This window comes from Neorhizobium alkalisoli (assembly GCF_007829835.1).
GTDB lineage: Bacteria > Pseudomonadota > Alphaproteobacteria > Rhizobiales > Rhizobiaceae > Neorhizobium.
The window spans coordinates 219,230-238,687 of sequence record NZ_VIWP01000002.1; the positions used below are offsets into that span (position 1 = coordinate 219,230).

15 protein-coding genes are annotated in these 19,458 nt (G+C 60.4%); 11 read left to right on the forward strand and 4 right to left on the reverse strand.

Features of this window, described 5'->3' with window-relative positions:
• Positions 1-142 precede the first annotated feature (142 nt).
• From topA to FHW37_RS06940, 7 genes are all read left to right on the forward strand, one after another.
• Positions 143-2,845: a type I DNA topoisomerase gene (topA, locus tag FHW37_RS06910; RefSeq protein ID WP_145634314.1), complete on the forward strand. Its 2,703-nt coding sequence runs from the start codon at positions 143-145 to the stop codon at positions 2,843-2,845.
• Positions 2,846-2,910: 65 nt separating this feature from the next.
• Entirely contained in the window at positions 2,911-5,193 is a 2,283-nt protein-coding gene (rnr, locus tag FHW37_RS06915; protein ID WP_246690725.1) for a ribonuclease R, read from the forward strand.
• 2 nt (positions 5,194-5,195) lie between these two features.
• Complete coding sequence (locus FHW37_RS06920; protein WP_145634319.1) at positions 5,196-5,657, forward strand: DUF983 domain-containing protein; 462 nt, start codon at positions 5,196-5,198, stop codon at positions 5,655-5,657.
• Positions 5,654-6,349 (forward strand): NUDIX hydrolase, encoded by a 696-nt coding sequence (locus FHW37_RS06925; RefSeq protein WP_145634321.1) that lies wholly within the window; start codon positions 5,654-5,656, stop codon positions 6,347-6,349. Before FHW37_RS06920 ends, FHW37_RS06925 begins: the two co-directional genes overlap by 4 nt.
• A gap of 10 nt (positions 6,350-6,359) precedes the next feature.
• Complete coding sequence (locus tag FHW37_RS06930) at positions 6,360-7,544, forward strand: MFS transporter (protein ID WP_145634323.1); 1,185 nt, start codon at positions 6,360-6,362, stop codon at positions 7,542-7,544.
• An 89-nt stretch (positions 7,545-7,633) separates the two neighbouring features.
• Positions 7,634-7,801 carry a 50S ribosomal protein L33 gene (gene rpmG, locus FHW37_RS06935; protein ID WP_003547442.1) on the forward strand — a complete coding sequence of 56 codons (168 nt, stop codon included), beginning with the start codon at positions 7,634-7,636 and terminating at the stop codon, positions 7,799-7,801.
• A 224-nt stretch (positions 7,802-8,025) separates the two neighbouring features.
• The gene (locus tag FHW37_RS06940; protein ID WP_145634325.1) at positions 8,026-8,319 is read left to right on the forward strand and encodes a hypothetical protein; all 294 of its coding nucleotides are present in this window, start codon (positions 8,026-8,028) and stop codon (positions 8,317-8,319) included.
• Between the two features lie 354 nt (positions 8,320-8,673).
• Here the strand turns inward: FHW37_RS06940 and FHW37_RS06945 are convergent, their stop codons facing one another.
• Positions 8,674-10,044, reverse strand: a complete 1,371-nt coding sequence (locus FHW37_RS06945) for a PleD family two-component system response regulator (protein ID WP_145634327.1) — start codon at positions 10,042-10,044, stop codon at positions 8,674-8,676.
• Positions 10,045-10,059: 15 nt separating this feature from the next.
• Positions 10,060-10,431 carry a response regulator gene (locus FHW37_RS06950; RefSeq protein ID WP_145634329.1) on the reverse strand — a complete coding sequence of 124 codons (372 nt, stop codon included), beginning with the start codon at positions 10,429-10,431 and terminating at the stop codon, positions 10,060-10,062.
• Positions 10,432-10,563: 132 nt separating this feature from the next.
• On the opposite strand from FHW37_RS06950, the gene FHW37_RS06955 reads away from it, so the two are divergent.
• Both FHW37_RS06955 and FHW37_RS06960 read left to right on the forward strand, forming a co-directional pair.
• A complete protein-coding gene (locus FHW37_RS06955; protein ID WP_145634332.1) occupies positions 10,564-10,872 on the forward strand; it encodes a DUF3572 domain-containing protein in 309 nt (102 codons plus the stop codon).
• A gap of 18 nt (positions 10,873-10,890) precedes the next feature.
• Positions 10,891-11,544, forward strand: a complete 654-nt coding sequence (locus FHW37_RS06960) for a hypothetical protein (RefSeq protein ID WP_145634334.1) — start codon at positions 10,891-10,893, stop codon at positions 11,542-11,544.
• Here FHW37_RS06960 and FHW37_RS06965 read toward each other — a convergent pair.
• Positions 11,536-12,141, reverse strand: a complete 606-nt coding sequence (locus tag FHW37_RS06965) for a GNAT family N-acetyltransferase (RefSeq protein ID WP_145634336.1) — start codon at positions 12,139-12,141, stop codon at positions 11,536-11,538. The genes FHW37_RS06960 and FHW37_RS06965 overlap by 9 nt on opposite strands.
• Before the next feature lie 66 nt (positions 12,142-12,207).
• Here FHW37_RS06965 and FHW37_RS06970 point away from each other — a divergent pair, with 66 nt between their 5' ends.
• Positions 12,208-13,497, forward strand: coding sequence for a DNA polymerase IV (locus tag FHW37_RS06970; protein ID WP_145634338.1), 1,290 nt, complete (start codon positions 12,208-12,210; stop codon positions 13,495-13,497).
• A gap of 141 nt (positions 13,498-13,638) precedes the next feature.
• A complete protein-coding gene (locus FHW37_RS06975; protein ID WP_145634340.1) occupies positions 13,639-15,027 on the forward strand; it encodes a L,D-transpeptidase in 1,389 nt (462 codons plus the stop codon).
• Positions 15,028-15,269: 242 nt separating this feature from the next.
• On the opposite strand, the gene dnaE is transcribed toward FHW37_RS06975, so the two are convergent.
• Positions 15,270-18,743: a DNA polymerase III subunit alpha gene (gene dnaE, locus FHW37_RS06980; RefSeq protein ID WP_432442831.1), complete on the reverse strand. Its 3,474-nt coding sequence runs from the start codon at positions 18,741-18,743 to the stop codon at positions 15,270-15,272.
• Positions 18,744-19,458: the final 715 nt, after the last annotated feature.

The window sequence follows — 19,458 nt, forward strand, 5'->3', positions numbered from 1 at the left end:
TCTCGTTTTGGTTGCATTCCGTTGTGATGCTTAAATTGACGCCACCTCTTGACCGCGGGCCAATCGCCCTCCATGTCGGGAGGTCAAAGTTTCCGCCTGGATCGCAAGATGCCGGGCAATGCTCTATTCCAGAGAAACAAAGATGAATGTTGTTGTTGTAGAATCTCCCGCCAAGGCCAAGACGATCAATAAGTATCTCGGGTCGGGCTACAAGGTTCTCGCGTCTTTCGGCCACGTCCGCGATCTTCCGGCCAAGGATGGCTCGGTTCTGCCTGACCAGGACTTTGAAATGTCCTGGGAAGTCGATCCCGCATCGCAGAAGCGCATGAAAGATATTTCGGATGCCGTGAAGGGTTCCGATGCCGTCTTCCTCGCAACCGACCCGGATCGCGAAGGTGAGGCCATTTCCTGGCACGTGCTCGATCTGTTGAAGAAGAAGAAGGTGATCGGCGACAAGCCGGTCAAGCGCGTCGTCTTCAACGCGATCACCAAGAAGGCCGTGCTCGACGCGATGGCCAATCCGCGCGATATCGACGTGCCGCTGGTCGACGCCTATCTCGCCCGCCGCGCACTGGACTATCTCGTCGGCTTCAACCTGTCTCCGGTCCTGTGGCGCAAGCTGCCGGGCGCCCGGTCGGCCGGCCGCGTCCAGTCCGTCGCGTTGCGCCTCGTCTGCGACCGCGAAAACGAGATCGAGCGCTTTGTCGCCGAAGAATACTGGAACCTCTCGGCACTGCTGAAGACGCCCCGTGGCGACGAGTTCGAAGCAAAGCTCGTTTCGGCGGACGGCAAGCGCCTGCCGCCGCGCGGCGTCAAGAACGGCGAAGATGCCAACCGGCTGAAGACGCTGCTCGACGGCGCCGCCTTTGCGGTCGAAAGCGTCGAGGCAAAGCCGGTCAAGCGTAATCCAGGCCCTCCGTTCACCACGTCGACGCTGCAGCAGGCCGCCTCCTCCAATATCGGCTTCAATGCCTCTCGCACCATGCAGGTGGCGCAAAAGCTGTATGAAGGTGTCGATATCGGCGGCGAGACGGTCGGTCTCATCACCTATATGCGTACCGACGGCGTGCAGATGGCACCGGAGGCGATCGAGGCTGCCCGTGCGGCCATCGTCGACCAGTTCGGCAATCGCTACCTGCCGGAAAAGCCGCGCTTCTATTCCACCAAGGCCAAGAACGCCCAGGAAGCGCACGAAGCGATCCGCCCGACCGATTTCAACCGCACCCCGGATCAGGTCCGCAAATTCCTCGATGCCGACCAGGCGCGTCTTTATGAGCTGATCTGGAAGCGCGGCATCGCCAGCCAGATGGCATCCGCCGAAATGGAACGCACGACGGTCGAGATCCTCGCCAGCAATGGTGCGGAAAAGGCCGGCCTGCGCGCCGTCGGTTCGGTCGTGCGTTTCGACGGCTTCCTTGGCGCCTATATGGACCGCCGCGACGAGGACGACAAATCCGAGGACGATGAAGAAGATGGCCGTCTGCCGGAAATCATTGCCCGCGAAAAGCTCGACAAACAGAAGGTGAATGCCAGCCAGCACTTCACCGAGCCGCCGCCGCGTTATTCGGAAGCATCGCTGATCAAGAAGATGGAAGAGCTCGGCATCGGCCGTCCTTCCACTTATGCCGCAACGCTGAAGACGCTGTCCGACCGCGAATATGTTGTGACCGAGAAGCGCAAGCTGATCCCGCATTCCAAGGGGCGGCTGGTAACGGCCTTCCTCGAAAACTTCTTCACGAAGTATGTGGAATACGATTTCACCGCCGATCTCGAGGAAAAGCTCGACCGGATTTCCGCCGGCGAACTCGACTGGAAACAGGTTCTGCGCGATTTCTGGCAGGATTTCTTTGCCCAGATCGAGGACACGAAGGAACTGCGGGTCACCAATGTTCTCGACGCCCTCAACGAAGCTCTGGCGCCGCTCGTCTTCCCGAAGCGCGAGGACGGTTCGGATCCGCGCATCTGCCAGGTCTGCGGCACCGGCAACCTGTCGCTGAAGCTCGGCAAATATGGCGCCTTTGTCGGCTGCTCGAACTATCCGGAATGCAACTTTACCCGCCAACTGTCGTCCGAAGGCGGCGCGGATGCGGAAGCATCCGGTCTCAGCGAACCGAAGGCGCTCGGCAACGATCCGCATACGGGCGAGCCGCTGACGCTGCGGTCGGGCCGTTTCGGACCCTATATCCAGCGCGGCGACGGCAAGGATGCAAAACGCTCCTCGCTGCCGAAGGGCTGGAAGCCGGAAGATATCGACCATGAAAAGGCGCTGGCTCTGATCAGTCTGCCGCGCGATGTCGGCCAGCATCCGGAGACGGGCAAGATGATTTCGGCAGGGCTTGGCCGTTACGGACCCTTCCTGCTGCATGACGGCTCCTACGCCAATCTGGAATCGATCGAGGACGTGTTTTCGATCGGTCTCAACCGCGCCGTGACCGTGCTTGCCGAAAAGAAGGAAAAGGGTGCCGCAGGCGGTCGTGGCCGCGGCACGCCGGCAGCCCTCAAGGATCTTGGCGAGCATCCGGATGGCGGCTCGATCACCGTGCGTGACGGCCGTTATGGTCCCTATGTCAACTGGGGCAAGATCAACGCGACGCTGCCCAAGGGCATGGATCCGCAGGGCGTGACCATGGAACAGGCGATGGCGCTGATCATCGAAAAGGGTGGCAAGACGCCGGCCAAGGCAGCTAAGGCCAAGTCTTCCGCGGCAAAGACCAAAAAGGCTGCCGCCAAGTCGGATGACGATACGACGGCATCCGCTCCCAAAAAGGCTGCGGCAAAGAAGGCTGCACCGAAGAAAGCTGCGGCCAAGAAGCCGGCCGCCAAGGCGAAGAAGACGGACACGTGAGAGAAACGCGCGAAAGATCGGGACGTCAGCAGAAGCGGGCTGAAAGAGCCGAACGTGGCGGCAAGATCGCCGGCGACAAGCCGGTGATCGTCCAGGGTGTGGTGCCGCCGCGCGACGTGCTGCTCGCTTTCATTGCCGACAATCCCGACAAGGGTTCGAAGCGCGAGATCGCCAAGGCTTTCGGCCTGAAGGGTGAAGCGCGCGTCGAACTCAAGGATCTTTTGCGCACTCTGGAAGAAGACGGGCTCTTGAAGAAGAGCCGCAAGTCGCTGACGCGGCCGGGCGCTCTTCCCCCTGTCACGGTTCTCGACATTACCACCCGCGACAAGGATGGCGACCTGATCGGCCGTCCGGCGGAATGGCCGGATGATGCCGGCGCGGCACCGGCCGTGCTGATCCGCCAGAATTCCGACAACCGGTCGAAGAGCAAGGCGCCTTCCGCCGGCATCAACGACCGGATCCTGGCAAAGATTTTTCCGAACAAGGATCGCTCCGGTCCCGCCTATACGGCGCGTGTGCTGAAAGTTCTCGACAAGCGCCAGAATTCCTCGCTCGGCGTGATCAAAACGATCGCCAACGGAGAAATCCGTCTTCTACCGACCGACCGGCGCGGCGAGGAAATGGTGATCGAGCCCACCGATATCGGCGAGGCCAAGGACGGCGACCTGGTCGAGACGGAAATCGTCCGTTCCGGCCGTTACGGTCTGCCGCGGGCCAAGGTTCTGTCGGTCGTCGGTTCGGTTGCCTCCGAAAAGGCGATCTCGATGATCGCCATCTATGCCCACGGCATTCCGCACATCTTCCCGAAGGACGTGATGGAGGCTGCGGAAGCGGCCAAGCCCGCGACGATGTCGCATCGCGAGGACTGGCGCAAAATACCGCTGATCACCATCGATCCGGCCGATGCGAAAGACCATGACGACGCGGTTTATGCCGAACTCGACCCCTCGCCCGACAATCCGGATGGCGTCATCGTCACCGTCGCGATTGCCGATGTCTCCTGGTATATCCGGCCGGGTGCTGCACTCGACCGCGAAGCCCTGAAGCGCGGCAATTCCGTCTATTTCCCCGACCGCGTCGTGCCGATGCTGCCGGAGCGGATTTCCAACGATCTCTGCTCGCTGCGCGAGCGCGAAGACCGCCCGGCGCTTGCCGTGCGCATGGTGTTTTCCAAGGAAGGCCGCAAGGTCGGCCACACGTTTCATCGCGTCATGATGAAGAGTGCCGCAAAGCTCTCCTACCAGCAGGCGCAGGCGGCGATCGACGGCAAGACCGACGACAAGACCGGACCGCTGCTCGAACCGATCCTGAAGCCGCTCTGGCATGCCTATGCGGTGATGAAGATCGGTCGCGACCGTCGCCAGCCGCTCGAGCTCGACATGCCGGAGCGCAAGATCCTTTTGAAGTCCGACGGCACCGTCGACCGGGTTTTCGTGCCGGATCGGCTCGATGCCCACAAGCTCATCGAAGAGATGATGATCCAGGCGAACGTTGCTGCCGCAGAGACGCTGGAAAAGAAGCGCCAGCCGCTGATCTACCGCATCCACGATGCACCGTCGCTTGCCAAGCAGGAGACCTTGCGCGAATTCCTGTCGACGCTCGGCATTCCGCTTGCCAAGGGTGGCCAAGTGCGCGCCAATTCGTTCAACGGCATTCTGGCCAAGGCGCATGGCACCGCGCATCAGGTCATGGTCAACGAGATGGTGCTGCGTTCGCAGAGCCAGGCGATCTACAGCCCGGAAAATATCGGCCATTTCGGCCTCAACCTGATGAAATACGCGCATTTCACCTCGCCGATCCGCCGTTATGCCGACCTGATCGTGCATCGCGCACTGGTCGGTTCGCTGGGTCTCGGCGAAGGCGGCATCAAGCCGGAGGAAGAGGCGCAGCTCGACGATATCGCAGCGGAAATCTCGACCTTCGAACGCCGCGCCATGGCAGCCGAGCGCGATACGATCAACCGCCTGATCGCGCATCATCTGGCAGGCCGCATCGGCGAGGAATTCCAGGGCCGCATTTCCGGCGTCACCAAGGCCGGCCTCTTCGTGCAGCTGCCGACCTATGGCGCCGACGGCTTCATTCCGGTCTCGACGATCGGCAATGACTATTACATCTATGACGAGGCGCATCAGGCGCTGTCGGGCGAAAAGACCGGACTTGGCTTCCAGATCGGCGATTCGGTGGAGGTGCGGCTGAAGGATGCCGTGCCGCTGGCCGGCGCCCTGCTGTTCGAAATGCTGAGCGAGGGCAAGAAATTGCCGACCGCGACCCGCTCCTTCCACAAGGCGGGGCGGCGTGGCCGCTCGACACCGGGCACAAGGCCACCGCGCGGCAACCGCAGGAGATAGGCATGCGAAGCGATGCGGGCGAGACGGTTTCCTATGGCGGCTCTCCGCAGGCGGAGCGTCCGCTTGGCCGTTCTATCCAGCGCGGTCTTCTCTGCCGCTGCCCGAATTGCGGCACCGGAAAGCTGTTCCGGGCCTTTCTGAAACCGGTCGATCATTGCGCCGCCTGCGGCGAGGATTTTTCGCACCAGCGCGCCGACGACCTGCCGGCCTATCTCGTCATCGTCGTGGTCGGCCATGTGCTGATGGGCGGCTATATGCTGACCGACATGGTCTGGCGAGTGTCTCCGTGGATCCATCTGGCCATCTGGGCACCGCTTGCGGTTCTGGCCGCCATCCTCACCATCCAGCCGATCAAGGGCGGCGTGATCGGCCTGCAATGGGCGACCCGCATGCATGGTTTTGGCGGCGAGGACGATACGTTCGATCCCAAGAATGATCCCGGTCGAGGTGGCCCGATCGCATGACCTTGGCCGACGAGAAAGACGCCACCTCCGCTCTCGATGCGAAGGCACATCGGCCCGTCACGGGTATCAGGCCACGGGATGCCGCTTCGATCATCCTGATCGACTGTTCCGGCGGCACGCCGAAGGTGCTGATGGGCCGGCGCGGCAGCGGCCATGTCTTCATGCCTGACGTCTATGTCTTTCCCGGCGGCAAGCGTGACGCGCGCGACCATGCCCTGCCCTTTGCCGCCGATCTCGATCCGGCCGTGATGGAAAGGCTGTGCCTCGGCCCCGCCGCGCCGATCGCCCCCAGCCGTGCAAGAGCGCTGGCGCTCGCGGCCATGCGCGAACTCTGCGAGGAGACCGGCGCAACCTTCGGCGGAGCGGACGGGCTGCCCGACCTTTCGCGACTGCGCTATGTGGCCCGCGCCATCACGCCGCCCGGCAATGTGCGGCGTTACGATACACGGTTCTTTCTTGCCTTTTGTCAGGAAACCCCCATCGACCTGACGCATTTGGCAGATACGCAGGAACTTCAGGACATTCGCTGGCTTGACATCGGTGCGCTTTCAGGTCTGAAACTGCCGCGCATCACGCAGACGGTGCTGGAGGACGTGAGCGAACTAATGGCTGCTTATCCGGACTTACCTTTCGGAACCCCTGTCTCCTTCTATCTCATGCGTCATGGACGTTTCGTCCGCAGCCGACTGTAAGGAATTTGGAATGCCTCAGCCGACGACAGACGCCAACGGCCATGTTGAAGAGATACATTGGCCGTCGCTGATCGCCGCGATTTCCGCAATCAGTGCCGTCGGGATAGCGATGGGCCTCGGCCTGCCACTTCTCAGCATCATTCTTGAAAAACGGGGCATAGCCTCGACGCTGATCGGTCTCAATGCCGCCATGGCCGGCGTCGCATCGATGATCGCAGCCCCCGTGACGACCATGATCGCCCATCGGTTCGGCGTTGCCAGGACGATGATGCTGGCGATCGTCGTCGCTGCTGCCAGCGCCATCTGCTTCTATTACGCGACCGACTTCTGGATGTGGTTCCCGCTGCGCTTCACCTTCCATGGCGCAACGACGACGATGTTCATCCTGTCGGAATTCTGGATCAACGAGGCAGCACCACCGCGTCGCCGCGGGCTGGTACTGGGCATCTATGCAACGGTTCTGGCGATCGGCTTTGCCATGGGACCGCTGCTCTTTTCCGCGCTCGGCAGCGATGGCATCCTGCCCTTCCTGGTCGGCGCAGCCATCATTCTGCTGGCGATCATCCCGATCTTTATCGCCCGCAACGAAAGCCCGGCGCTGGACGAAAAGCCGGACCGGCATTTCTTCCATTATATCTTTCTCGTGCCGACCGCGACGGCAGCCGTCTTCGCCTTCGGCGCCGTTTCTGCCGGCGGCCTGTCGCTATTTCCGATCTATGCCTTGCGTTCGGCCCTCAGCGAGGCGCAGGCGGCCATTCTGCTCACCGTCATGGGTTTCGGCAACATGGCCTTCCAAATCCCGCTCGGCATGATCTCCGACCGGATGCATGACCGCAGGCCGCTTCTGACAGGCATGGCGGTACTGGGCGTCATCGGTTCGCTCACCCTGCCCTTCCTGGTGCAGAACTGGATGATGATGGCGGTGGTGCTGTTCTTCTGGGGCGGCTGCGTCTCCGGTCTCTACACGATCGGGCTTGCGCATCTCGGCGCGCGACTCAGCGGCGCCGACCTTGCGGCGGCCAATGCAGCCTTCATCTTCTGTTATGCGGTCGGCACGGTTGCCGGTCCACAGGGGATCGGGGCTGCCATCGACATTGCCGGCAATGACGGTTTTGCCTGGGCATTGGCCGGATTCTTTGCATTCTATGTGCTTGTTTCGGCCGCTCGCGTGCTTTTCCGTTCGAAACAGAGTTGACATTTTGATCGCGATTTGTAATTTCGCGCCAGATTTTGCCGTGGGCCCTCCGCGTCCGCGGCTTCATTTTTCTTAGAGGCAGAACAACCATGGCGAAAGCTACGACCATCAAGATCAAGCTGCTGTCGACGGCTGACACCGGTTTCTTCTACGTCACGACGAAGAACAGCCGCACGATGACCGACAAGATGACCAAGACCAAGTACGACCCGGTCGCGAAGAAGCATGTCGAATTCAAGGAAACCAAGATCAAGTAAGATCTGGTTTTCTGTCTATCAGAAGGGCGCCGGCCTCATAGGTCAGGCGCCCTTTCTTTTGCCCGCGATTCAACGGCGATCGCACTGGACGATCCCGGCTCGGCGGTTTTCACTTTTGTGGAATAAGGCTCAAAACGAAAAGCGCCACCGCCCTGTCCGGACGATGGCGCTTCGCAATTGGGGGTCGATCGGCTTGCAATCACGGCACGAGGAACCGCTTTGGCATGCTTGCCGATCGACCGACCCCACGACCCAGGAGATGCGGCGGACCTGAGCATCATGGGGTATCGGCGTCCCTTGCGGGAACCTTTGTTTTCGTTGAGGCCAAAATTGCGCAAAACGAAAAGAAAATCAACACATTCTTAACCGGAGCCACAACTCCACTTGTTTATTGGTTAAAATTCGCCACGAAAGCATTCGCGTTCTCTTCTTTTTCAATGTTGTTTTTAAAGAACTCCCTCATCAAAGGGATTTTCAACTTGCCAAAACGCAATTTTACGCCAAGAAACGCGAAATAATATTTGCGGACATCGCCCGATCACGGCACCGACGAAGCTGACTTAGCTTCACCTTCAACTCACATGCGCCCTGCAAGTAACCGCATTCGACTTCCGACTTGTTTGCAAGATTTGCCAGGAAAGGCTGTCATGGAACTTTTTTATTTCGGATCACCACAAAATCATACCTGTGAAAAGTGATCCTGCGGTGTCAGAAATGAATGGGTGCACAGGCATGCAAGGCGCTCCGCAGCCAAAAATCCCGACACAATATTAGAAATCTTAAATGATTCTTTTTTACGTCACTCGGGCGAAGAGCCCGGAACGTTGCGAAAACCAACAATCCGCCAACTTGGTTTCGATGCCGGACAGCACTCAGGCCGCGGCGGCAACGACCTTGTTGCGCCCGCTGTTCTTCGCTTCGTAAAGCGCCCTGTCCGCCTGCTTTAGCAACTGTTCGGGAGTCTCGGCGCCGGCAAGGTTGCAGGCGATACCAAGCGAGGCAGTGATGCTTAGCTTGGCGCCCGTGCTTTTGATCAGGAAGGGCGTGCGCTCGATGATGTCGCGCAGGCGCTCGGCAATGGCTGCGGCCTGTTCTGCATCCGTATCCGGCATGACAACGACGAATTCCTCGCCGCCGAAACGGCAGGCGAGATCGGCACCGCGCACCGTCGAGCGGATGCGCATGGCGAATTCCTTCAGCACTTCGTCGCCGGCGTCATGGCCATAGGTATCGTTGACCGCCTTGAAGCGATCGATATCGGTGATGCAGACCGAAAGCGGCCGACCGCGGGCGGCGGCGCGGTTGAACAGGACTTTCAGGTGATTGTCGAGATAACGGCGGTTGCTGAGGCCGGTCAGGCCATCGGTGACCGCAAGTTCGATTGTCTGGCGCATGCTGAGCCGCAGACGGTCGTTGTAACGCTTGCGCTTGATCTGGGTCAGGACGCGGGCAACCAGCTCGTTCGGATCGATGGGGCGGATGATATAGTCGTTGACGCCGAGATCGAGCGCCCGGACGATGATCTCGTCATCACCGAGTTCCGTCACCAGAAGCACCGGCAGGAAACGGGTGCGCTCCAGCGAGCGCAGCTGCGAGCAGAGACGCAGCGGATCGTAATCGTCGAAATTGGCGTTGACGATGACGAGGTCGAATGTGTTTTCGGCCGCCTCGAACAGGGCTGCCTGCGGATCGGAGATGGCATTGACCTCGGCGATCGGCTTCAGCGCCTTGATGATGCGCTCCTGAGAGCTTCCGCGTCCATCGACTAGCAGAACCTGGCCGATATCCTCCTGCCCTTCCACGCCCTTCAGCATGTCCTGCAGGGCAAGGTTATGGGCGGTGTCGGCGCGGATGCGTAGCTCGTCGCTCAACGTCTTCAGCCGGACGAGGCTTTTGACACGCGAGATCAGCTGCAGGTCGTTGACCGGCTTGGTCAGAAAATCGTCGGCACCGGCTTTCAGGCCTCGGACGCGGTCGGACGGCTGGTCGAGCGCGGTGACCATGACGACCGGAATATGGGCGGTGCGCGGATTGGCCTTCAGGCGCTCGCAGACTTCGAAACCGTCGATGCCGGGCATCATGATATCGAGCAGGATGACATCGACATGGTGGCTGTTACAGATGTCCAGCGCCTTGTAACCGTCATCGGCGGTGAGCACGTCGAAATATTCGGCGAGCAACCGTGCCTCGAGCAATTTCACATTGGCGGGGATATCGTCGACGACAAGGATACGCGCTGTCATGGCTGGGTTCCGATCCTATGCATCGCCGAGATAGGTCTTGATCGTCTCGATGAATTTCGGCACCGAAATGGGTTTCGAGACATAGGCTTCGCAGCCTCCCTGGCGAATGCGTTCCTCATCGCCCTTCATGGCGAAGGCGGTCACCGCAATGACCGGAATAATATGCAGCTCATCGTCTTCCTTGAGCCAGCGGGTGACTTCCAGGCCAGAGACTTCCGGCAGCTGGATATCCATCAGAATGAGATCCGGACGATGCTTGCGGGCGAGATCGAGCGCTTCCATGCCGTTGCGCGTCTGAATGGTCTCATAGCCCGAGGCCTCGATCAGATCGCGGAAGAGCTTCATGTTCAGCTCATTGTCTTCGACAATCATGACCCGTTTGGGCATTGCGATCCGTTCCTTAAATCGCGCCTTGCAAGCGTGTTTTCGGTATATAAGCTCCCGGGAAAGTCGATTCCCCGGGGCGTCATCCGGTTACGGTAAGGCGATTTGGTTGAAAAAGAGGTAACTTAGCTGGAAATGCAGAGAGATGGCAGAATTGGCAAAGTAGATGCAGGCCAGGCGGAGCAGACCGCGGCTGCAATCCTCGGCTGGCTGGCCGGCGAGCCGGATATGCTCGGCCGTTTCCTGGCACTCTCCGGCCTGCAGGCAGACCAGCTGCGGCACGCGGTAAATGACTCCGGCTTTCTGGCCGGCATGGTGGATTTCCTGATGAGCCACGAGCCGACGCTGATGGCCTTTTGCGAGGCGACCGGCACCAAGCCGGAAACCGTGGCCGCGGTCTCGCTTTATTACACGAGGCCCGGCCTCGATTCGGGCCAGTATTAAATTCGGAGCAGTTTTGCGATGAGCGAGATCCTCGACCTTTCCCATGTCACCCTCTCCGACCGGCCGCTGATCGTCTGCGACGTCGATGATGTCGTTCTCAACTTCGCCGCACCCTTCCAGGATTTTTTGCGCGAAAGCGGGCATGAGCTTTTGCCACGCTCGTTCCGGCTGACCGGCAATATCGTCTCGATCGCCACGCAGGAGGCCATGGCCGAACTCGAGGTGAAGCGGACGATCGGCGCCTTTTTCGAGGCGCAGGAGACCTGGCAGACGCCATTCGACCGTGTTGGCGAGACGCTGGAAAGCCTTGCCGAGGATGCCGACGTGCTCTTCCTCACCGCCATGCCGCCACGGTTTCAGGAGGCAAGACGCCGTCTTCTCGACCGGCTCGGCCTCACCTTTCCGCTGATCGCCAGCGAAGCGCCGAAGGGGCCGATCATGAAGCGGCTGCATGCCGAGCGCGCCCTGCCCTCGGTCTTTATCGACGACATGGCGCATAATCTTCACTCGGTGCGTGACCATGTGAGCGACAGCCTGATCATACACATGATGCCCGATTCGCCGCTGCACCTGCTTGCGCCGAAACCGGACGACAGCATCGTGCGCGCCATGGACTGGCCACATGCAGGCGAGCTTATCAACACCCATATCGGCCGTGCCTCTTCACGCTAAAACTCCTTCCGGAGCCAGAGACAGACGCATGAGCGGCCGTCCCGCCTTGCGAAGCGCAACTTCGACAAACCCCGCCGCCTTGAAGACCGCCGCAGAGCCGACATAGAGGCCAAGTGACTGGGATGTTTTGGCATTTTCGATGGGACAGCCTTCGATGAGCCTCGCGCCGGAGGCGCGGGCAAAATCCACTGCGGCGGCCAGGATGCGATGGCTATTGCCCTTGCCGCGATGGCGCCGGCCGATGAAAAAGCAGCTGACGCCCCAGACGCCATCGTCACCCGCATCCTCCGGCTCAAGCGGGCGCGAAACGGTGCGCGGGGAATTCCATTGCGGCACATCGGAACGCGGGCCGACCTGAACCCAAGCGGCCGGCTGGCCTTCGACATAACCGATAATACCGGGCGGCGGACCTGCCTCTATTCTCTTGCGGATATGGTCTTTCTTTTCGCCGGCATCGAGCAGGTCGCGCTCGGCGCGCGGCAAGCGAAAATAGGTGCACCAGCAGCCATAACAGGCGCCCGACGGACCGAATAGCGTGACGAAGTCGTCCCAGCGATCCGGTGTCAGTGGATAGGCTTCGAACTCCCTCATCGGCATGCCCCCAGCTCTTGAGATGAACGAGCTTAGGGCTTATTGTTCCGATGTTCAACCTTTGTTCCTGAGATGACAGCTGTATCTGACAAGACATCCGGTTTCTGCCGCGACTGCCTGACGGAGCAGAAGGCAGGTTCGCGCCGTTGCCGCGCCTGCGGCAGCCCGCGCCTACTCTATCACGATGAGCTTTATGACCTGACGTTGGCGCATATCGACTGCGACGCGTTTTATGCGACCATCGAGAAACGCGACAATCCGGAACTGGCCGACAAGCCTGTGATTATCGGTGGCGGCAAACGCGGGGTCGTCTCGACTGCCTGTTATATCGCCCGCATCAGCGGTGTGCGCTCCGCCATGCCCATGTTCAAGGCGCTGGAACTCTGCCCCGACGCGATTGTCATTCCGCCGAATATGGAAAAATATGTCAGTGTCGGGCGGCAGATGCGTCAGATGATGATGGAGCTGACGCCACTGGTGCAGCCGCTGTCGATCGACGAAGCCTTTCTCGAACTCGCCGGCACAGAGAAGCTGCACAACGACCCGCCGGCACGCATTCTGGCAAAATTCGCCAACCGGGTGCAGAAGGAACTCGGCATCAGCATCTCGGTCGGGCTTTCCTATTGCAAATTCCTGGCCAAGGTGGCGTCCGACCTGCAGAAGCCCCGCGGTTTTTCGGTGATTGGACAGGCGGAAGCGCTGTCCTTTCTGGCACAGCGGCCGGTGACGACCATCTGGGGCGTCGGCAAGGCGTTCAACGCGACGCTGGAGGCGGATGGCATCCGCATGATCAGCCAGTTGCAGACCATGGAAGAGAGCGACCTGATGCGGCGCTATGGCACGATGGGCCAGCGCCTCTATCGCCTCGCCCGCGGCATTGACGATCGCGAGGTGCATCTCAACGACCCGGCAAAAAGCGTTTCCGCCGAGACCACGTTTTTCGACGATATTTCCCGTTATGACGATCTCGTGCCGATCCTGCGCAGGCTTTCGGAAAAAGTGTCGGCCCGACTGAAGAAACAGGGCGTTGCTGGCCATACGGTCGTGTTGAAAATGAAGACCGCCGACTTCAAGAGCCGCACCCGCAACAAGAAGCTGGAAGACCCGACGCAGCTTGCCGACCGGATTTTTCGCACCGGCCTGTCGCTGATGGAGCGCGAGACGGATGGCGCGAAATTCCGCCTGCTCGGCATCGGCGTCACCGATCTCTGTGACCCACAACGTGCCGATCCGCCGGATCTGGTCGACCACCAGGCCGGACGCCGGGCGGCGGCGGAAGCGGCGATGGACAAGCTGCGCGACAAGTTCGGTAAGGCGGCGGTCGAGACCGGTTATACGTTCGGCAACAAGCGGCGCGACTGACGACCGGAACCGCTGACCTGCATCAATGAAACGTGATGATTTTTGTCCATCACGCGAAATCGATTCGCCCTCTGGCAAATCTTCCTTAAACCTCATTCGCGAAAATGCGCATCAAATGTATTGCGTATAAGAGGTCGGTGAATGTTGCGTCGCCTGGTTGTTGGTTTGGGTCTTCTGTCGGCGACGATGCTGTCGCAGACGGTTTTTGCGGCAGACGGCCGCACTCTGCAGATCATTGTCTCCAAGGACAAACAGCAGATGGTCGTTTACGACGGTGAAGCCGTTGTCGCGACCACCAGGATTTCCAGCGGCAAGGCCGGCCATACGACGCCGAGCGGCATCTTCTCCATTCTGGAGAAGGAAAAATATCACGAATCGAACATCTATTCGAACGCGCCCATGCCCTGGATGCAGCGGATCACCTGGTCCGGTATCGCGCTGCATGAAGGCGTCGTGCCGAATCACCCCGCCTCGCATGGCTGCGTGCGCATGCCGGGCGCTTTTGCGCGCTCGCTCTATGATATGACCGCCAATGGTGCGCATGTGATCATCACCGATGCGCCGGTGACGCCGCAGCTGATCGACGATGTCGTTCTGTTCAAGCCGCGCAAGAGCGCGCCGACCGGCCCGCTTCTTCCCGATGTCGAACTGCGCACCTCCTCGATCAAGGCCGATCCGAAGCCGGTGCAGGTAGCTATGAATGTCGCGCCCGAAAACCCGCTTGGCAGCCCCATCGGCAAGACCAGCAGCGATGCTCCGGCAGCCCAGCCAGGGACGCCGGCTGCGACAAAGGCCGATGGTGGAAAGATCCTGCGCATCCTGATCACCCGCCGCGGCGATCGCGAGACGCTGATGGACGCCCAGGTTCTGCTGGAAAGCATGGGTTTCGAAACCGGCGGTTCCGACGGTTATCTCGGCCCCCTCACCCGCTCCGCCATAACCGGCTTCAAGCGCTGGAAGAACCTTTCCCAGAAGGGGCCGCTAATCAGCGGCGAATTCCTCGACGCGCTTTATGCAGCCGCAGACAAGCCGAAGCCGCCGGCCGGCCAGATCATGGTGCGCCAGAATTTCGAGCCGATGTTCGAAGCGCCGGTCGGGATCAAGGCGCCGGAAGTGGCGCTTGGCACACATCTCTTCACCGTCACCGATGTCAACCGCCAGGAAGAGACGGCCGAATGGCATGCGGTGACGCTGCCGAACCAGCTTTCCGACGCGACGATGAAACGCCTCGGCATCACGCTGCCGAGCGATTCGTCGCTATCGGGTGCCGCCCGCGCCGCGCTCGATCGGATCGAGATCCCGGACGACATCCGCGAAAAGATCGAGACCGCGATGGCCGATGGCACGTCGATCACCATCAACGATCAGGGCCTTGGCCCGGATACCGGCAAGGGCACGGATTTCATCACCATCACCCAGCCGGAACAGCAGGTCGCCGAAGCCGATACGAGCTATGACGAGCCGGTGGAACAGCCGCGCCCGGCCAAGCGCAGCAGCAACAAGCAGTACCGGTCGATCGGGCTTTATTGATTTTCTTGCCGAGTGATTGCCAACGCAGAGGCTGAGGCCGCGCAGCAGGCTCCCAATAATCTCCCCCCTGTGGGGGAGATGTCACGAAGTGACAGAGGGGGGTGAGCAACAGTGCAGCGAATTCAAGGTGAAACGAGTACTCGGGGTTAACCCCCTCTGCCCTGCCGGGCATCTCCCCCACAAGGGGGGAGATCGATATGCCGCCCGTTCTGTGCTCAAACGGCAGTGGTCAACGACCGCCCTCAGCTCAGAAGCTCGACATCCAGCACCCCGGGTGCCGCCTTCAGCGCCGCAGCAATTTCCGGTGAAAGCCGGTATTTTTCCGTCAGTTCCACCTCGATCTCGCGCTTGCCGTCATCCTTGATAACGATGAAGGAAACGAGGCCATCGCCGCGGGCGTTCAAGTGGCGGGCGACGGTGCGCATCGGGCCGGAATCCCGCACATAGACGCGCAGGGCCTTCTGCATCTGAACCGACTTTTCTTCGAGCGACTGAGCCGTCTGGATGCGCAGGCCGATGCCTTCCGGCCGCTCTTCGGCCTGGACGGTGATGACCAGCGATTTGCCGGGCTCGAGCAGATCGCGATATTGCGCGAGACCTTCCGAAAACAGCACCGCCTCGAACTGACCGGAGGAATCGGAGAAGGCGACGATGCCCATCTTGTTGCCGGTGCGGGTCTTGCGCTCCTGACGGGAGGTCACCGTGCCCGCAAGACGGCCGGCGGTCGCGCCCTTGCGGACAGCGCCGGAGAAATCGGCAAAAGTCTGGACGCGCAGTTTGGCGAGAAGCGGCGCATAGGTGTCGAGCGGATGCGCCGAGAGATAGAAGCCGAGAACCTGATATTCGCGCATCAGCTTTTCGGAGGGCATCCAGGGATTGAAGGTCGGGAAGACCAGTGCTTCGGGGCCGGACGCCGAGCCGGAGCCGAACATGTCATGCTGGCCGCTGACCTTTTCGCCCTGGGCGCGCTGGGCATAACCGATGATGCGGTCGAGACCGGCGCTCATTTCGGCGCGGTCGCGGCCGAAGCAGTCGAAGGCGCCGGCGGAGATCAGGCTTTCCATGACACGCCGGTTGATCTGCTTCGGATCGATCCTGAGGCAGAAATCCTCGATGCCGGAAAATTCCTTGTCGCCGCGCACTTCGACAATGTGTTCGACAGCCGATTCGCCGACGCCCTTGATCGCCGCGAGCGCGTAGAAAATGCAGTTGTCGCCCGTCTCGAAACGGCGGAACGAGGTCTGTACCGAGGGCGGGATGACCTTGATGCCGAGCCGGACCGCATCTTCGCGGAAATCGACCAGCTTTTCCGTATTGGCCATATCGTAGGTCATAGACGCGGCGAGAAACTCGACCGGGTAATGCGCCTTCATGAAGGCTGTCTGATAGGAGACGATGGCGTAGGCGGCGGCGTGCGACTTGTTGAAGCCGTAGTTGGCGAATTTTGCCAGAAGGTCAAAAATCAGGTCGGATTGCGGCTTGGAGACGCCGTTCTTGACGGCACCCTCGACGAAGCGGGTGCGCTGCTTGTCCATCTCCTCCTTGATCTTCTTACCCATGGCGCGGCGCAGAAGATCGGCCTCGCCGAGCGAATACCCAGACAGGACCTGGGCGATCTGCATGACCTGCTCCTGGTAGACGATAACGCCCTGGGTTTCCTTCAGCAGGTAATCGATCATCGGATGGATCGATTCGATCTCTTCCTCGCCATGCTTGCGGGCATTGTAGACAGGGATGTTTTCCATCGGGCCCGGACGGTAGAGGGCGACGAGCGCGATGATATCCTCGATACAGTCGGGCTTCATGCCGATCAGTGCCTTGCGCATGCCGGCACTTTCCACCTGGAACACGCCGACCGTCTCGCCGCGCGACAGCATGTCATAGGTCTTCTTGTCGTCCAGCGGGATCTTTGCCAGATCGATCTCGATATCGCGCTTGCGGCAATAATCGACGGCGGTCTTCAGCACCGTCAGCGTCTTCAGGCCGAGGAAGTCGAATTTGACGAGGCCTGCCTGTTCCACCCATTTCATGTTGAACTGGGTGACCGGCATGTCCGAGCGCGGGTCTCGATACATCGGCACCAGTTTCGACAGCGGCCGGTCGCCGATGACGATGCCGGCGGCGTGGGTCGAGGCGTGGCGGTAAAGGCCCTCGATCTTCTGGGCAATATCGAGAAGGCGGCCGACGACTGGTTCCTTCTCGACCTCTTCCTGGAACTTTGGTTCTTCCTCGATCGCCTTCGATAGAGGTGTCGGATTGGCCGGGTTGTTCGGCACCAGCTTGCAGATACGGTCGACCTGGCCATAGGGCATTTCGAGCACGCGGCCGACGTCGCGCAGGGCCGCGCGGGCCTGCAGCGAACCGAAGGTGATGATCTGCGCCACCTGCTCGCGACCGTATTTGCGCTGCACGTAACGGATCACCTCTTCGCGGCGATCCTGGCAGAAGTCGATGTCGAAGTCGGGCATCGACACGCGGTCTGGATTGAGAAAGCGTTCGAACAGGAGCGAGAAACGCAGTGGATCGACGTCGGTAATGGTGAGCGCATAGGCGACCAGCGAGCCTGCACCCGAACCACGGCCGGGGCCGACCGGAATGTTCTGGATCTTTGCCCATTTGATGAAGTCGGCAACGATCAGGAAGTAGCCGGGAAACTTCATCTTCTCGATGACGGAAAGCTCGAAATCGAGCCGCTCGCGATAATCCTTTTCGGTAAAGCCGGCGGAAAGGCCAAGCTCGGCCATGCGGCTTTCAAGGCCTTCGATCGACTGGCGGCGCAGCTCGTCCGCCTCGGCGCGTTCGGCCTCTTCCGGATCGGCGGTCGCGCCGGTGAAGCGCGGCAGGATCGGATTGCGGGTTTTCAGGATGAACGAGCAGCGTTTGGCGATCTCGACAGTGTTTTCCAGCGCTTCGGGAAGATCGGCAAACAGCTTTGCCATTTCGGCGCGGCTTTTCAGATAATGATCCGGCGTCAGGCGGAAACGGTTGTCATCCGAGACGATGGCATTGTGCGCCACAGCCATCAGGGCGTCATGCGCGTCGTAATCGCCCTTGGTCGGGAAAAACGCCTCATTGGTCGCGACCAGCGGCACGTCGTTCGTGTAGGCGAGATCGATCATCTTGCGCTCATGGCGGCGATCCCAGGAACCGTGGCGCTGCAGTTCGAGATAAAGGCGATCGCCGAAAAGTTCCTTGAGCGACAGGAGACGGGATTGTGCGAGCGCCGTATTGCCGTCTCTCATCGGAATATCGACGGGACCGCCGGCTGCACCGGTCAGCGCGATCAGGCCTCCGGTACCCGCCTCCTCCAGCCAGGAGCGACGGATGTGGACGGCGCTATGCCCCTCGCCGCCGAGATAGGCGCGGCTGACGATATCGACGAGGCGTTCATAGCCGGCCGCATCCGCCGCCAGCACAACGATTGCCGGCAGCTTGGCGAGCTGCTGGTGGCTGCTGCGGCGTTCGTCGCTCTGGTCTTCCATGTCGATCGACAGCTGGCAGCCGATGATCGGCTGCAATCCGTCACCGATCGCCTTCTGGGCGAATTCGAGCGCGATGAAGAGATTGTTCGTATCGGTGACGGCAAGCGCGGGCTGGTCGTCACTCAGGGCCTTGGCCAGGATCTTCTTGAGCGGCAAGGCGCCCTCAAGAAGCGAATAGGCGGAATGGACACGCAGGTGCACGAATTGCGGCGTCGTGCCAGTTGCCCCTGCCATAGATTTACCGCCCGCAGCGTCTGCCATATCCGCACATTACCCATTTCATGAATCGGGGCATTTTCGGATGTGCGACAAGAGGAGTCCAGTTCGGATTTCCTCTCTCAACGTCTTTCAGGCTTTGAGCCGTGCCAAAAGCCTGAAAGACAAGGGTTTTTACATGACCAGCATGATCATCGAAAGGCTGGCAACAAAGGTCGCGATGGAAGCGAATGCGGCAATATCACGAAGAAGGTCAGTCATCGTCGTCTCCCGTGTTCTCTTGTGTTTTTAATTTGTTCTCTTTTTGTACGAGAGTCAACAAGAGAACGAAACAAGAATACAGGAAGCCGCAGGATGGTTAACCGCGTGCCTTTTGCGGCACGGATGTCTCCCTTGGCGATCGTAAGATTTTCAGTTTCGGCCGGGACACGTCGGGTGCCTCGAATTGATTTTTTATAGGTGACACGCGACGTGCCCCGTTCGGTGGTTTTTCCGCGCAACTCCGGTCCGTCTGCGGCGATCCAAGCCTCTTTCGAGACCAGCTATCGCATGTGTGCGACACACGCACGTCCCTCCTTGTTCAGGCGAGAGGCAGACCATTTTCTGCGCAGCCCCCGGTTCCGCGCCTGCATCACAGCGCTCGACCGGATCACCGGTCCCACCTCGCCGGCGATGCGTGCCGGTGTAGCCGAAGCGGGACGAGGAGGATTTTAGGGGGGGCGGGAATGAGGTG

What these genes read in the sequence shown, in the direction of transcription:
- FHW37_RS06960 (WP_145634334.1), top strand. Translation starts at nt 10,891, where the DNA reads ATGAGCGAGATCCTCGACCTTTCCCATGTCACCCTCTCCGACCGGCCG.
- dnaE (WP_432442831.1), bottom strand. Translation starts at nt 18,743, where the DNA reads ATGGCAGGGGCAACTGGCACGACGCCGCAATTCGTGCACCTGCGTGTC.
- FHW37_RS06955 (WP_145634332.1), top strand. Translation starts at nt 10,564, where the DNA reads ATGCAGAGAGATGGCAGAATTGGCAAAGTAGATGCAGGCCAGGCGGAG.
- FHW37_RS06945 (WP_145634327.1), bottom strand. Translation starts at nt 10,044, where the DNA reads ATGACAGCGCGTATCCTTGTCGTCGACGATATCCCCGCCAATGTGAAA.
- FHW37_RS06975 (WP_145634340.1), top strand. Translation starts at nt 13,639, where the DNA reads ATGTTGCGTCGCCTGGTTGTTGGTTTGGGTCTTCTGTCGGCGACGATG.
- FHW37_RS06920 (WP_145634319.1), top strand. Translation starts at nt 5,196, where the DNA reads ATGCGAAGCGATGCGGGCGAGACGGTTTCCTATGGCGGCTCTCCGCAG.
- FHW37_RS06940 (WP_145634325.1), top strand. Translation starts at nt 8,026, where the DNA reads ATGCTTGCCGATCGACCGACCCCACGACCCAGGAGATGCGGCGGACCT.
- topA (WP_145634314.1), top strand. Translation starts at nt 143, where the DNA reads ATGAATGTTGTTGTTGTAGAATCTCCCGCCAAGGCCAAGACGATCAAT.
- FHW37_RS06930 (WP_145634323.1), top strand. Translation starts at nt 6,360, where the DNA reads ATGCCTCAGCCGACGACAGACGCCAACGGCCATGTTGAAGAGATACAT.
- rpmG (WP_003547442.1), top strand. Translation starts at nt 7,634, where the DNA reads ATGGCGAAAGCTACGACCATCAAGATCAAGCTGCTGTCGACGGCTGAC.
- FHW37_RS06950 (WP_145634329.1), bottom strand. Translation starts at nt 10,431, where the DNA reads ATGCCCAAACGGGTCATGATTGTCGAAGACAATGAGCTGAACATGAAG.
- FHW37_RS06925 (WP_145634321.1), top strand. Translation starts at nt 5,654, where the DNA reads ATGACCTTGGCCGACGAGAAAGACGCCACCTCCGCTCTCGATGCGAAG.
- FHW37_RS06965 (WP_145634336.1), bottom strand. Translation starts at nt 12,141, where the DNA reads ATGCCGATGAGGGAGTTCGAAGCCTATCCACTGACACCGGATCGCTGG.
- FHW37_RS06970 (WP_145634338.1), top strand. Translation starts at nt 12,208, where the DNA reads ATGACAGCTGTATCTGACAAGACATCCGGTTTCTGCCGCGACTGCCTG.